Raw genomic sequence first — 13,099 nt, forward strand, 5'->3', positions numbered from 1 at the left:
CATGAGCGATTTGAGCGGCTTTCGGCGCGAAACACAGATCCTGCACGCGGGCCGTGACCCGAAGGCCAATCACGGCGTCGTGAATCCACCTGTCTACCATTGCTCCACCGTCCTGTTCGACAGCGTGGAAGCGCTGCTGGAAACCCGCAAGGACCGGGCGTCGGGCGCCTATGTCGGCTTCACCTACGGCCGTGAGGGGACGGAGACGACCCGCGCTTTCGAGGACGCCGTAACCCTGCTGGAGGGCGGCTACCGCGCCGTCACCACTTCCTGCGGGCTGGGGGCCATCTGCGCGTCGCTCACCGCCTTCCTGTCGGCGGGCGACCACCTGCTGATCGTGGACAGCCTGTACGGCCCCGCGCGCGCCTTTTGTGAGGATTTCCTGCGCAAATTCGGCGTGGAGATCACCTATTACCGCCCCACCATCGGCGCCGGGATCGAGGCGCTGTTCCAGCCCAACACCAAGGTCGTCTATCTGGAGTCCCCCGGCTCGCTAACCTTCGAGATGACGGACGTGCCGGCCATCACCAAGCTGTGCCGGGCGCGGGGCATCAAGACCATCATGGACAACACCTGGGCCTCGCCCGTGTGCTTCCGGCCGCTGGAACATGGCGTCGACGTCTCGGTCAACGCCGCCACCAAGTACATCTCTGGCCATTCCGACCTGATGCTGGGCATCGCCGTCTGTACGGAGGAAGCCTTCATCCCGGTGAAGAAGACGGCCTCGGGCTCGGGCTACTGCGGCGGGCCGGACGACGTCTACATGGCCCTGCGCGGCCTGCGCACCCTGGCGCTGCGCATGAAGCGGCACCAGGAATCGGCCCTGCGCGTGGCCCTGTGGCTGCAGCAGCGCCCGGAGGTGGCGCGGGTGATGTACCCGGCCCTGCCCGACGACCCCGGCCATGCCATCTGGAAGCGCGACTACGACGGCGCGTCGGGCCTGTTCGGCGTGGTGCTGAATGCCTGCACCGACGCGCAGTTCGCCGCCATGCTGGACCATATGGACCTGTTCAAGCTGGGCTACAGCTGGGGCGGGTATGAAAGCCTGGTGGTGCCGACCTACCCGTCCGACCTGCGCTCCGCCGTAACGTGGGAGGCGCCGGGCCCCTCGCTGCGCCTGCATGTCGGCCTGGAGGACCCGGAGGATCTGATCGCCGACCTGGAGCGGGGCTTTGCCCGCCTGGCCGCCGCCCGCTGACCCCAAGCCCTAGGAAAGTTCCCATGACCCTGATCGACATCACCGCCGGCGGCTTTCGCTTCGCCGCCCGGTTGGAGGAAGAGCTGGCGCCCGTCACCTGCGCCCGCTTCCTGGCCATGCAGCCCTATGACGAGAAACTGATCCACGTGCGGTGGAGCGGCGAGGGCTGCTGGATCCCCATGGGCGACACGCCCTATGACCTGCCGTGGGAGAACGCCACCCGCCATCCCGCCCCCGGGCAGTTCATCTTCTATCCCGGCGGCTATAGCGAAACCGAGATCCTGCTGGCCTACGGCGGCGTCGCCTTCGCCAGCAAGCTGGGCCCGCTGGCCGGCAACCACTTCCTGACCATCGTCGAGGGCCAGCAGCAGCTGCCGGCCCTGGGCCGCAAGGTCCTGTGGGAAGGGGCGCAAGCCATCAGCTTCCGGCCCTGCGCATGAGCGCCCCCTCCCCCGCGCACCCTTTCCTGGACGGCCAGCCCAAGGCCCTGTTCATCGGCGGCCGCTGGCAGGCGACGGACGCGGTCTTCGAGACGCGCAACCCCGCCAATGGCCAGGTGCTGGCCACCGTCGCGCGCGGCACGGCGCGGGAAATCGACGCCGCCATCACCGCCGCCCGCACGGCGTTCGAGGATGGGGCCTGGCCCCGCTTTTCCCCGGCCGACCGGCAGCGCCTGCTGTTGCACCTGGCGGACCTGCTGGAACGGGACGCGGAAGATTTCGCCCGCATCGACACCCTGGAAATGGGATCGCCCATCCGGCACACGCGCGGTAGCGTGGCCCTGCTGGTCGACCTGCTGCGCTATTACGCCGGCATGGCGCGGGGCGTCGAAGGGCTGACGGCCCAGCCGTCCGACCCGGACATGTTCGCCTGCACCCTGCGGGAGCCCGTGGGCGTCTGCGGCGCCATCATCCCATGGAACGGGCCGCTGTGGGCCTCCGTCCTCAAGCTCGGCCCTGTGCTGGCCACCGGCTGCACCCTGGTGTTGAAGCCGGCGGAGGACGCCTCGCTGGCACCGCTGATGCTGGCGCGCCTGGTGGAGGAGGCCGGCGTGCCGCCCGGCGTCTTCAACGTCGTCACCGGCTTTGGAGCTGAGGCGGGCGCCGCCCTGGCGGCCCATCCGGGCATCGACAAACTGGCCTTCACCGGATCGGACACCACCGGGCGCGCCATCGCCGCCGCCGCGGGTGCCAACCTGACGAAGCTGTCGCTGGAGCTGGGCGGCAAGTCGCCCAACATCGTCTTCGCCGACGCCGACCTGGACGCGGCCGCCCGCACCGCCGTCATCGCCGCCTTCGCCAATTCCGGGCAGGTGTGCAGCGCCGGCACCCGCCTGTTCGTGGAGCAGTCCGTGCATCGGGAGTTCGCCGAGCGGGTGGCGCGGATCGCCCAGACCTTGCGCATCGGCGACGGCATGAATCCGGACACCGATCTGGGCCCCCTGGTCAGCGCCCGCCAGCTGGCCCGCGTCTGCGGGCATATGGACGACGCCCGGACCGCCGGCGCCACGGCCATCAGCGGCGGGGCCCGACTGGGCGGCGCCGGCTATGACCAGGGCTTCTTCTTCCCGCCCACCGTGCTGGTGGACGCGCGCGACGACATGCGCGCGGTGCGGGAAGAGATTTTCGGCCCCATCCTGGCCACCCTGCCCTTCACCACCGAGGATGAGGTCGTCACCCGGGCCAACGCCACCCTCTTCGGCCTGGGTGCGGGGGTATGGACGCGCGACGTGGGCCGGGCCCATCGCCTGGGCCGGCGCCTGCGCGCCGGATCGGTCTGGGTCAACTGCTACAACGCCATCGATCCAGCCATGCCCTCGGGCGGCATGAAGGCCAGCGGCTACGGCCGCGAATACGGCCGCGCCCACCTGGATGAGCATCTGGAGACGAAAAGCCTGTGGATCAGCTCTCGCTGATCCCGTCAGGCGCCGGGGTCCCGGTCGAGGCCTACAGCCACTTGGCCACGGTGGGCTTTTGGAACACCTGCAGCTGGTCGATCAGGCCATCGGCATCCGGGTCCAGGGCGATGCCGGCGCGATGCTCGGGCGGCAGGAAGCGCTGGGCGATCATGGTGTCGACAAAGGCCATGAAGGCGTCGAAGTAGCCGCCGACGTTCAGCAGACCCACCGGCTTGTCGATGTCGCCCAGCTGGTTCAGGGTCCAGGCCTCCATGAACTCCTCGGTGGTGCCGATGCCGCCCGGCAGGGCGATGCAGGCGTCGGCCAGGGTCAGCATCCGTTCTTTGCGCGCCCGCATGCCGTCCACGATCTCATGCAGGCTGAGCGTGGGATGCAGATGATCCTTTTCGAACAGGCGGCGGGTGATGACGCCGTGGACGCGCCCGCCCTCCGCCAGGGCGGCATTGGCCAGGATGCCCATCAGGCCCTTGTGCGTGCCACCATAGACGATGCCGATGCCCCGGCGCGCCAGCGTGGCACCCAGCTGCGCGGCGGCGTCTTTGAACGCATCGCCCAACCCGGTGTTAGACCCGCAGAAAATCGCAATATTCTTCAGCGTGCGCGTGGCGGCGGCAGGCGTTTCTACACTCATGTCGTGAGGCATCCCTAGTGGAGCGAGCAGTCAAAGCATAGGTCATGGCGGAAGCCTGTACAACGCGACGGCTGGTTTGTTTCGGCACCGCCCTGCCGCCATTTAGGCAACGGGGCCGGTACGAACCCGGGTGCATACTATGGAAAACCACGCGGGCGCAGGAAGCTGTCCGCGAATTACTGGCACGGGTCCCGCTTCAAACCATACACGCCACCAGCCACGCGCGGGCACGAACCTGCACGTGGCGACGCATAGGGCCGCCTGGCACCAAGGAAGAACAGGAGCAACCGCATGACTCCCGAACAGAACGCGCTGATCACCCGGTCGGGCCCCGATACGTCACTGGGCAAGCTGCTGCGGCGCTATTGGCAGCCCATCGCCCTGGTGGAGGAGCTGGAGGGCGCGCGTCCCGCCAAGGCGGTGCGCGTCCTGGGCCAGGACATGGTGCTGTTCCGCGATGAGGCCGGGCGCCTGGGCCTGCTGGACCGCGACTGCCCCCACCGCAACGCCGACCTGGCCTTCGGCCGGCTGGAGGGCGGCGGCCTGCGCTGCCTGTTTCACGGCTGGCTGTTCGACGTGAACGGCAACTGCATCGAAACCCCGGGTGAACCGGCGGGCAGCAAGCTGTGCACCCGCATCCATCAGCGCGCCTATCCGGTGGTGCAGAAGAGCGGCATGGTCTTCGGCTATCTGGGCGACGGTGAGGCGCCGGCCTTCCCGGACCTGGACTGCTTCATCGCGCCGGACAGCCACGTCTTCGCCTTCAAGGGCTATCTGGACTGCAACTGGCTGCAGGCGCTGGAGGTCGGCATCGACCCCGCGCACGCCAGCTTCCTGCACCGCTTCTTCGAGGATGAGGACGCGGCCGGCAGCTATGGCCGCCAGTTCCGCGCCCAGTCCGCCGACAGCGACATGACCATGACCCAGGTGCTGCGGGAGTATGAGAATCCCGACATCAGCGTGGAGAAGACGGACATCGGCCTGCGCCTGACCTCGCTGCGCGCGCTGAACACCGGCGACACCCATGTGCGCGTCACCAACCTGCTGTTCCCCCAGGCCTTCGTCATCCCCCTGTCGGAGACGATGACCATTACCCAGTGGCATGTGCCCATCGACGATGTCAGCTGCTATTGGTACGCCGCCTTCACCGGCTTCGCCGAGCCCGTGAACAAGGAAGAGATGCGCCGCCAGCGCCTGCAACTCTACACCCTGCCCGACTACAAGCCACGCCTGGGCCGCCACAACGACTATGGCTATGACGTGGTGGAACAGCGCAGCCGCACCTACACCGGCATGGGCGAGGACATCAACGTCCACGACCAGTGGGCCGTGGAAAGCCAGGGCCGCGTCCAGGACCGCACGCGCGAGCACCTGGGCACGACGGACAAGGCGATCGTCGCCTACCGCATGATGCTGATGAGCCAGATGCGCAAGTCCGACCAGGGTGAGGCGCCTCTGCTGGTGCTGGACGCGACCGCCGCGGCCGGCGTCACCGGCCCCGCCACCGTGGACGGTGTCGCCAAGGCGGGTGAGGACATCCAGGCCTATTGGCAGCGCACCGACGCCCGCCGCCGGGCGCAGGCGCCGTGGACCGCACCCGTCAAGGCCAGCGCCTGATGCCGGCCTTCATCGAACGCCACGGCCTGTGGACGGACGACCAGCGGCGCCAGGCGGATGAAGTGCTGGCCCGGCTCAAGGGCGAGGACGTACGCCAGGTGCGCCTGTCCTTCCCCGACATGCACGGCCTGCTGCGCGGCAAGACCCTGCTTCCCGGCGCCGTGCCGGGGGCCTTACGCGACGGCTGTGCCATCACCTCCACCCTGTTGCTGAAGGACACCGCCCACCGCACGGTGGTGCCGGTGTTCACCGCCGGGGCCGGCATCGGCAACGCCGACCTGCAGGGCGGCGGCGACGTGGTCATGGTGCCTGACCCCGCCACCTTCCGGCACCTGCCCTGGGCGCCGGGCACCGCCTGGATGATGTGCGACCTCTACCACGCCGATGGAAGGCCGGTGGCCCTGTCCACCCGGCGGATCGCACAAGCGGCGACGGCGCGGCTGGCCGATCTCGGCTTCGACTATGTCAGCGGGCTGGAGGTGGAATTCCATCTGACCCGGCTGGTCGATCCCAAGCTGGCGCCCGCGGATTCCGGGCAGCCGGGCATGCCGCCGGAGGTCACCCTGCTGCACCAGGGCTACGCCTACCTGACCGAGCAGCGCTTCGACCAGATCGAGCCGGTGCTGGACATCCTGCGGCGCGACTGCCTGGCCCTGGGCCTGCCGCTGCATTCGCTGGAACTGGAGTTCGGGCCCAGCCAGTGTGAGTTCGTGTTCAGCCCCGGCAGCGGCATCCAGCCGGCCGACGACATGATTCTGTTCCGCAACGCGGTGAAACAGATCGCCCGGCGCCACGGCTACCATGCCAGCTTCATGTGCCGGCCGCAGTTGCCCAACGCCATGTCCAGCGGCTGGCACCTGCACCAGTCCCTGCGCGACCGCAGGACCGGCGCCAACGCGTTCGCGGCGGCGGATGGCGCGCCCAGGCTGTCCCGCATCGGCCGGCTGTTCCTGGCCGGCCTGCTGCGGGGCGCCGCAGCGGCCACGCCCTTCAGCACCCCCACCATCAACGGGTACAAGCGCTACCGCGCCAACAGCCTGGCGCCCGACCGGGTGGCCTGGGGGGAGGACAACCGGGGCGCCCTGCTGCGTGTGCTGGCGCGGGGGGAGCCGGGGGCCACCCGCATCGAGAACCGCATCGGCGAGCCCGCGGCCAACCCCTACCTCTACCTGTCCTCCCAGATGCTGACCGGCCTGGCCGGTATCGAGGCCGGGGAGGAACCGCCCCCCGCCGTCGACAGCCCCTATATGGCCGAGGCCGAGGCCCTGCCCACCAGCCTGGAATCGGCCCTGGTGTTGCTGGACCGCAGCGACATGCTGCGCCGCGGCTTTGGCGACGGCTTCGTCGATCACTTCCTCATGATCAAGCGCGCCGAAGTCGCCCGTTACAACAGCACGGTGACCGATTGGGAACACCGCGAATATTTTGATTTGTACTGAAGGCGCGCCAAAGTGAAACGCCCCGGTCAGCCGATCGGGGCGTTTTCTCTGCTGGCGCCTCACTTTTCCTAGGATGCGACTGCGTCCGCCGGGGCGAGAACCGAAGGGCGGAGCGAGGAAGCCAAGGCGGCGGATGCCGCCGCCCGGCGCCTGAGGGCGAAACTAAAGCGTCGCCCCGCCGTCGATGACCATTTCCTGGCCGGTGATGTTCCGACCACCGGGGCCCACCAGGTACAGGACCATGGCGACAATGTCCGTCGGTTCGCTTGGACGGCCAAGGGGGATGCCCATGTTGGCGACGTAGCGGGTCAGCGCCTCATCCTCGCTGACGCCGTCCTGTTCCGCCCGGGCGCGCCAGGCGGCCTTCATGCGGGGCACAGCCACGGGGCCGGGGGCGATGTAGTTCACGGTGACGCCATCGGGCCCCGCCTCCAGCGCGGCGCTGCGCGACAGGCCGCGCAGGCCCCATTTGGAGGCGCTGTAGCTGGACCGGCCGGCACGGCCGCGCATGCCGTGGTTGCCGCCGATGTTGACGACGCGCCCGCCCTTGGCCGCCCGCATGACGGGCAGCAGGCGCGACAGCACGATGAAGGGCGCGCGCAGGTTGGTGGCGATGACGTTGTCGAAATCCGCCACGCTGAATTCCCCGATGGGCGGGGACAGCGGCCCGGTGGTGCCGGCGGCGTTGACCACCACGTCCACCCGGCCAGCCGTCCATTCCAGGAAGCGGGTCAGCGCCTGGTCCAGGGCCTCGGCGTCGCGCACGTCCACCGTCAGGACCAGGGCGTCGCCCCCCTGCCCGCGCAGCCGGCCGGCCAGTTCCTCCAGCGCCGCCGTCCGGCGGCCCGTGATGGCGACGTCATAGCCGGCGGCGCCCAGCGCCAGGGCGATCTCGCTGCCGGTGCCGGCGCTGGCGCCCGTGACCAGGGCCACAGGCCGTTCACGCGTCGTCCCCTGGGGGGCCACTTACATCGCCTCCGCGAAATAGCGGCGGTTGGATTCCGCCTGGATCTTGTAGATGGAGCTGCCGGCACGCGACGGGAACGGCAGCTTCACGTAGTTCTGCTCAAACCGCACTTCGCTGGTCGGCGGGCCGGCCACGATGCGGCTGTCGTACTCCTCCCAATCCACCTTGTAGAACAGGGGGAAGGCGTCGGTGGCGGCGTATTCATAGAACAGGATGCGGCGCGACCTGCCGGAACGGTTGACGCTGGAGCCATGCAGGGTCATGGGGTGGTGAAAGCTGACGGTGCCCGGCGGGCCGGCCAGCAGCGCGGCCTTGTCCAGCGCGATCTGGCTGACGTCCACGGCGCCGGCGAAATAGCCTTCCTCGTCATGGTGGTCCAGCAGTGGCCCCTTGTGGCTGCCGGGGATGACCTGCATGGCGCCGTTCTCGGCCGAGGCGCCATCCAGCATGATGGAGGCGACACAGGTGGACATGTTGGTGTGGGGGGCGAAGGCCCAGTCCTGATGCCATTCCAGTGCTGCGCCGCCGTTGGCCGCCTTCATGTTCATCTTGGTGTGGTTCAGGCGGATGTTGGGCCCGATCAGCCGGTTCAGCACGTCGACGATCTTGGGATGGCCGGCCAGGCGGGCATAGAAGGGATCGATGCGGTTGGGCTTCTTGATGCGCTGGATGGTGCGCTTGCCGTTGGCGTCCTGGTCGAAATCGAACCAGGCGTCGTCGGCGATGCTGTCGGCCGCGCGCGCCTCGATCCGGGCGGTCAGCTCCAGCAGTTCATCCAGCACGGGACCGGCCAGCAGGCCCGGCACGACGGCGTAGCCGTGGGCGCCGTAATGAGAGACGATTTCGTCGACGTTCATCCTCAATCTTCCTTCGGCAAAGGCAGGTCGGTGACGACCATGTGCGCCTTGTAATGCGTGATGCAGAGCGGCAGGCGGGCGGCGCGGGCGGCGATCTGGCCGGTGGCGCCGCAGGCCCAGAAAACGGGGACCTCGTCGGGGTTGAGCCGGGTCAGGCCATGGCCGCCATAGCTCCGTTCCAGATCCCGAATGCCCAGATCGCCGGGTAGCCCCAAGGACACCGGCGCGCCGTGGAAGGCGGGGTAGCGGGCCGACAGGATGGTGGCCTTGATGGCGTCGGCCGGGCGCAGGGCCCGCATGGACACCACCAGCTTGCCGGCGAAGGGTCCGACGGGTGTGGTGTCGCGGTCGGTCACATACATGGCCGAGACATTGCCCTCATCCAGGTGGCGCAGGCGCACGCCGTGACGCTGCAGCAGCGCCTCGAAGGAAAAGGAGCAGCCCAGGACGAAAGCCACCAGGTCATCGCGCCAGAAGGCACTGGCGTCGACCGGCGTGTCCACCAGTTCCCCATCGCGGAAGATCATATAGCCGCCGGTGTCACGGGCGATGTCCATGTCCTGGGCCAGGGACGGGATGACCCGTTCCCCCGGCGCGCTGCGGCCCAGCAGGGGCAGCGCCTGGGCATTGGCGCGGCAGTAGGCCTCGAACGCGTCGGCATATTCCGCCGGCACGGCCACCAGGTTGCCCTGCACCACGGTGCGCGCCACCAGGTTGGTGAAGCCGGTGAAACGGCGTTCCCGTATGGCCCGGCGTACCGCCACCGGGTCGGCGGGATCGAACGCACCGGCCACGCCGGACCTCGCGTCAGGATGTGACATCAAGCTCATGGCGCCGATCATATCCAGCAAGGGTGTTGCCGGGAGTTGCTATTTTTTGCCCCGGCCGTTGCCGAAGCGGCCCTGGGCTTATGCGGTGGCCAGAGTATGGGTGGTGGATACCATCACCAATGGGACAAGACATGGCGCGCATCCTGATCATCGGCAGTTCGGCCGGCCTGGGGCGGACGGTGGCGCAAGGATGCCGGGCCGACGGCGGCTGGGTCGCCATGGCGGATGGCGCCACCGACGCCACCGGCCCCTGGGACCTGTACATTCCCGTAAATCCGGCGGATCCGGAAGCCCCCGCCCGCACCATGGATGCCATCCGGGCCGACCAGGGGGCGCTGGACGCCGTGGTGGTCGCCGCCTCGCTGGTGCAGGCGGCCCCGATGGGCCAGTGGACGGCGGCGATGTGGGATGAGGCGGCGGCCGTCAACCTGCGCCTGCCCTTCCTGGCGGCGCAGGCGGCCCTGGACCTGCTGGGCGCCTCCCCCAATGCCAGCATCATCTTCATCTCCTCCACCGCCACGCTGCGCGGGCAGCCGCTCACCCATGCCTATCAGGCGACCAAGGCGGGGCTGGCCGGGCTGGTCCGCAGCCTGGCGGCAGAGCTGGGCCCCAGGGGCATCCGGGTCAATGGAACCTTGGTCGGCTGGGTGGACACGCCGCAGACCCGGGCCTTCTGGTCGAAACAGGAAGACGCCGACGCGGCGCGCCAGGCGGTGGACAGCCGCATCCCCCTGCGCCGCCATGGCGGGGCCGAGGAAGCGGCGGCCCTGGTCCGCTATCTCATCTCCCCCGCCGCGTCCTACGTCACCGGCACCATGATCCCGGTGGACGGCGGCGACACGGCGGTTTGAGTTTAAGAGGCTGAAACAGCCGGCGCCGATCGGCGCTGCGCGCCCACCACACCCGGCAACGCCACCAGGGCCACCACAAGGCCGGCCAGGGCGATGGCGACATAAACACCCCAGGCCGATGACGCGAAGTAGAGGGTGGGCGTCAGGAACGACGCCAGGGAAACGAATTGGTTGACGGTGCCGGCCATCGTGCCGCCCCCCAGCGCCTGGCCGGCGACCAGCGGCATGGCCGCCATACAAACACCCGACAGGGCGCCGAAGGTGAACAGCCAGCCCATCAGCCCCGCCACCGCCAGCACCAGCGGACTGCCCGGGAAGAACAGCAGGAACTGTGCCACCATGCCCACGCCCACCATGATGGTGAACAAGGTGCGGGGCGGGAAATCGCGGGCCAGCAGGGTGCCGGTCACAGTGCCGCCCAGCAGGACGGCCGCGATCTTCGCCACCGCGACGATGCTGGCGGACGCCGCCAGGGACACGCCGTGCACCTTGGCCAGGTAGGTGGCGGCCACCAGGCTGGTGCCATAGGAGATCATGCTGGGCAGGGCGGCGCTGACCGCCAGTTGCAGCACGTCCCGGCGTCGCAAGGCGGCGAACAGGCGGCCGACCTGTTCCCGGACGGGCACCCCATCGGCCTTGCGCGGCGGCACCTGGGGCAGGAACACGGTGCCAAGCCAACACAGCAGCATGAACGCGCCGTGCAGCGCCGGCGCCACCCGCCAGTCAGCCGCGGTGGTGAACGGCGCCGCGACCAGCAAGCCCAGGGAGAATCCGACGGGGGCGTAGGTGGACCACAGCGCCATGGCCCTGGTGCGGGTGGCACCGTCGAGCCCGCCCATCAGCATGGCGGCGCCGCCGTTCAGCACCCCGACATAGCCGACACCGGCCAGCAACACACCGACGTCCAGCAGCCAGACATCCCGCGCCAGGAAAACCACGGCGTCGGCCAGGGCCAGCACCGGAGCGGCCAGCGCCAGGGTCCGACGCGGTCCGATGCGGTCGACGACGCCGCCGCCCACCATGGCCATGATGGCCGCCGGCAGGGAGAACAGGGCGATGGTCAGGCCGATGGCGGCGGCCGGGGCCTGCAGATCGGCGGTGATGCGGACCGTCAGCGGTGACAGGATGCCGACCAGCGACATGGCGCCCAGCCCGATGCCGTACACCACCAGGATGGCCAGCCATCCGCCCCGCTTTACCGCCGTCGCCATCATCGTGCCGCTTTCCCACATGGGTCCCCAGACGCCAACTGTGAGGCGCCGGCGCGTCCCAAGCAAGCCGGGTACGGGATTAGCACCGGGCCGTTCACAAAAACCGCACCACGGCCGCGTTGTCGCCCGGGCAACGGCCCATGGTAGAAACGGACACGGGGGAAATGAAGGCGCGGCCCTAGGCTGTGGACCATCCATCACCACGACAAAAAGATCGGACAGCGTATGGTCAGGATTTCCAAGCGCGCGCTTCTGTACTTTTCCCTGGCGCTGCTGTCGGGAACGGCCCTGGCGCGGGCCGCGACGCATAGCGCGCCCGACATCGAGGGCGACGGCGGCGTTTCGGCCTTTTACCGCTGGGACGCGGCGATCACGCAGCCGGGCCTGCCCTTGCGGGAGGAGACGTTCCCGGCCACCCTGTCGCGGCCCAAGATGGCCGGGACGGCGCTGCGCATCCTTTACACCGCCACCAGCGGCGTCGGGCGCGGCCTGGTGCCCGTGTCCGGCATCGTCTACCTTCCCGCCGGCGCGCCGCCCCCGGGCGGCTGGCCCATCCTGGCCTGGGCCCACGGCACCACCGGTTTCGCCGATGTTTGCGCCCCCTCCTGGCGGGGCCAGCCGGCGCGGGACGTGGCCTATCTGCAGCGCTGGATGGAGGCCGGCTTCGCCGTCGTCGCCACCGACTATGAGGGGTTGGGGACCAAGGGCGTCCACCCCTACCTGCTGTGGAAGTCCGAGGGCCGGTCCATCCTGGACGCCGTGCGCGCGGCCCTGAAGGCCAAGCCGGGCGTGCTGCGTAATCAGGTGGTCATCGCCGGACAGTCCCAGGGGTCCGGCGCCGCCCTGGGGGCCACCTACCTGGCGCCCGACTACGCACCGGACCTGCACGTCCTGGGCACCGTCGCCACCGGCCTAGTGGTCACCTTCGCTGGCCCCCAGGGCGATGGCTATGTGAAGAAGCCGGAGCAGTACACCGACCCGCGCCAGATGGATCCGGGCTTCGCCATGCTGCGCATCGCCGGCATCGACCGCGCCCTGCATCCGGAACTGGACCCGGCGGACTTCGTCACGGCCAAGGGCCGCCCCCTGCTGGACGCCGCGCGCACCTCCTGCCTGCACGACCTGTTCGCCTTGTCCAAGGAAAAGGGCCTGACGGGGGAAGAGGTCTTCGTCCCCGACCTGAAGCCGCTGGACGCGGACATGGAGCCCAACTTCGTTCTGCCGGTCGCGAAGATGACCGTGCCCATCTTCGCCGGCACCGGCCTGGCCGACGGCATGGCCGGCACCGCCGGGCAGTACAACGCCGTCAAGGCCATGTGCGACGCCGGCACCAGGGTGCAATGGCACGTCTATCCCGGTCTCAGCCACAACGGCGCCGTCAACGGTTCCCTGGCTGACAGCCTGCCCTTTGTCCAGGCCCTGCTGAAGGGTGAAACACCCAAGGGCAACTGCGCGGGCATCACCCCGCCGGGGCCCGTGCAGGCGCCGACGCCAGGCATCCCCTTCAACGATTGAAGAGTTCCCCGGCAACAAGAAGGGCGGCGGCACCATCACGATGCCGCCGCCCCAGTTTCAAGCCT

At 69.3% G+C, this 13,099-nt stretch carries 12 protein-coding genes; 7 read left to right on the forward strand and 5 right to left on the reverse strand.

The annotated features are described in order from the left end of the window. Position 1 precedes the first annotated feature (1 nt). The 3 genes from metC to FBZ87_RS19080 are packed head-to-tail and all read left to right on the forward strand — an operon-like array spanning position 2 to position 3,113. Entirely contained in the window at positions 2 to 1,198 is a 1,197-nt protein-coding gene (gene metC / locus FBZ87_RS19070; protein ID WP_145612191.1) for a cystathionine beta-lyase, read from the forward strand. Between the two features lie 23 nt (positions 1,199 to 1,221). After that, a complete protein-coding gene (locus FBZ87_RS19075) occupies positions 1,222 to 1,638 on the forward strand; it encodes a DUF3830 family protein (RefSeq protein ID WP_145612192.1) in 417 nt (138 codons plus the stop codon). Continuing rightward, positions 1,635 to 3,113, forward strand: a complete 1,479-nt coding sequence (locus tag FBZ87_RS19080; RefSeq protein ID WP_186454843.1) for an aldehyde dehydrogenase family protein — start codon at positions 1,635 to 1,637, stop codon at positions 3,111 to 3,113. The genes FBZ87_RS19075 and FBZ87_RS19080 overlap by 4 nt, the downstream gene beginning before the upstream one ends. Before the next feature lie 31 nt (positions 3,114 to 3,144). Here FBZ87_RS19080 and FBZ87_RS19085 read toward each other — a convergent pair whose 3' ends face one another. Then, complete coding sequence (locus tag FBZ87_RS19085; RefSeq protein ID WP_211107008.1) at positions 3,145 to 3,747, reverse strand: LOG family protein; 603 nt, start codon at positions 3,745 to 3,747, stop codon at positions 3,145 to 3,147. A gap of 291 nt (positions 3,748 to 4,038) precedes the next feature. On the opposite strand from FBZ87_RS19085, the gene FBZ87_RS19090 reads away from it, so the two are divergent. After that, positions 4,039 to 5,364 (forward strand): aromatic ring-hydroxylating dioxygenase subunit alpha, encoded by a 1,326-nt coding sequence (locus tag FBZ87_RS19090; RefSeq protein ID WP_145612194.1) that lies wholly within the window; start codon positions 4,039 to 4,041, stop codon positions 5,362 to 5,364. Further along, on the forward strand, positions 5,334 to 6,803 hold the full coding sequence (locus FBZ87_RS19095; RefSeq protein WP_211107009.1) for a glutamine synthetase family protein: 1,470 nt from the start codon (positions 5,334 to 5,336) through the stop codon (positions 6,801 to 6,803). Before FBZ87_RS19090 ends, FBZ87_RS19095 begins: the two co-directional genes overlap by 31 nt. Positions 6,804 to 6,965: 162 nt before the next feature. Here FBZ87_RS19095 and FBZ87_RS19100 read toward each other — a convergent pair whose 3' ends face one another. From FBZ87_RS19100 to FBZ87_RS19110, 3 genes are read right to left on the reverse strand one after another with little or no spacing between them, the layout of a single operon-like run. After that, complete coding sequence (locus FBZ87_RS19100) at positions 6,966 to 7,769, reverse strand: SDR family NAD(P)-dependent oxidoreductase (RefSeq protein ID WP_145612195.1); 804 nt, start codon at positions 7,767 to 7,769, stop codon at positions 6,966 to 6,968. Next, a complete protein-coding gene (locus FBZ87_RS19105; RefSeq protein ID WP_145612196.1) occupies positions 7,770 to 8,627 on the reverse strand; it encodes a phytanoyl-CoA dioxygenase family protein in 858 nt (285 codons plus the stop codon). A 2-nt stretch (positions 8,628 to 8,629) separates the two neighbouring features. Continuing rightward, a complete protein-coding gene (locus tag FBZ87_RS19110) occupies positions 8,630 to 9,457 on the reverse strand; it encodes a D-glutamate cyclase family protein (protein ID WP_211107010.1) in 828 nt (275 codons plus the stop codon). 119 nt (positions 9,458 to 9,576) lie between these two features. On the opposite strand from FBZ87_RS19110, the gene FBZ87_RS19115 reads away from it, so the two are divergent. Continuing rightward, on the forward strand, positions 9,577 to 10,308 hold the full coding sequence (locus tag FBZ87_RS19115; protein ID WP_186454844.1) for an SDR family NAD(P)-dependent oxidoreductase: 732 nt from the start codon (positions 9,577 to 9,579) through the stop codon (positions 10,306 to 10,308). Positions 10,309 to 10,310: 2 nt separating this feature from the next. Here the strand turns inward: FBZ87_RS19115 and FBZ87_RS19120 are convergent, their stop codons facing one another. Continuing rightward, positions 10,311 to 11,522 carry an MFS transporter gene (locus tag FBZ87_RS19120; RefSeq protein WP_186454845.1) on the reverse strand — a complete coding sequence of 404 codons (1,212 nt, stop codon included), beginning with the start codon at positions 11,520 to 11,522 and terminating at the stop codon, positions 10,311 to 10,313. Between the two features lie 222 nt (positions 11,523 to 11,744). Here FBZ87_RS19120 and FBZ87_RS19125 point away from each other — a divergent pair, with 222 nt between their 5' ends. After that, positions 11,745 to 13,034 carry a lipase family protein gene (locus FBZ87_RS19125; RefSeq protein ID WP_145612199.1) on the forward strand — a complete coding sequence of 430 codons (1,290 nt, stop codon included), beginning with the start codon at positions 11,745 to 11,747 and terminating at the stop codon, positions 13,032 to 13,034. Positions 13,035 to 13,099 lie beyond the last annotated feature (65 nt).

This window comes from Nitrospirillum amazonense, from assembly GCF_007828035.1.
In the GTDB taxonomy this organism is placed as follows: Bacteria; Pseudomonadota; Alphaproteobacteria; order Azospirillales; family Azospirillaceae; genus Nitrospirillum; species Nitrospirillum amazonense.

Coding starts and splice junctions, on each gene's coding strand:
- FBZ87_RS19085 (WP_211107008.1), bottom strand. CDS start 3,747: ATGAGTGTAGAAACGCCTGCCGCCGCCACGCGCACGCTGAAGAATATT.
- FBZ87_RS19120 (WP_186454845.1), bottom strand. CDS start 11,522: ATGATGGCGACGGCGGTAAAGCGGGGCGGATGGCTGGCCATCCTGGTG.
- metC (WP_145612191.1), top strand. CDS start 2: ATGAGCGATTTGAGCGGCTTTCGGCGCGAAACACAGATCCTGCACGCG.
- FBZ87_RS19125 (WP_145612199.1), top strand. CDS start 11,745: ATGGTCAGGATTTCCAAGCGCGCGCTTCTGTACTTTTCCCTGGCGCTG.
- FBZ87_RS19090 (WP_145612194.1), top strand. CDS start 4,039: ATGACTCCCGAACAGAACGCGCTGATCACCCGGTCGGGCCCCGATACG.
- FBZ87_RS19115 (WP_186454844.1), top strand. CDS start 9,577: ATGGGACAAGACATGGCGCGCATCCTGATCATCGGCAGTTCGGCCGGC.
- FBZ87_RS19110 (WP_211107010.1), bottom strand. CDS start 9,457: ATGAGCTTGATGTCACATCCTGACGCGAGGTCCGGCGTGGCCGGTGCG.
- FBZ87_RS19080 (WP_186454843.1), top strand. CDS start 1,635: ATGAGCGCCCCCTCCCCCGCGCACCCTTTCCTGGACGGCCAGCCCAAG.
- FBZ87_RS19105 (WP_145612196.1), bottom strand. CDS start 8,627: ATGAACGTCGACGAAATCGTCTCTCATTACGGCGCCCACGGCTACGCC.
- FBZ87_RS19075 (WP_145612192.1), top strand. CDS start 1,222: ATGACCCTGATCGACATCACCGCCGGCGGCTTTCGCTTCGCCGCCCGG.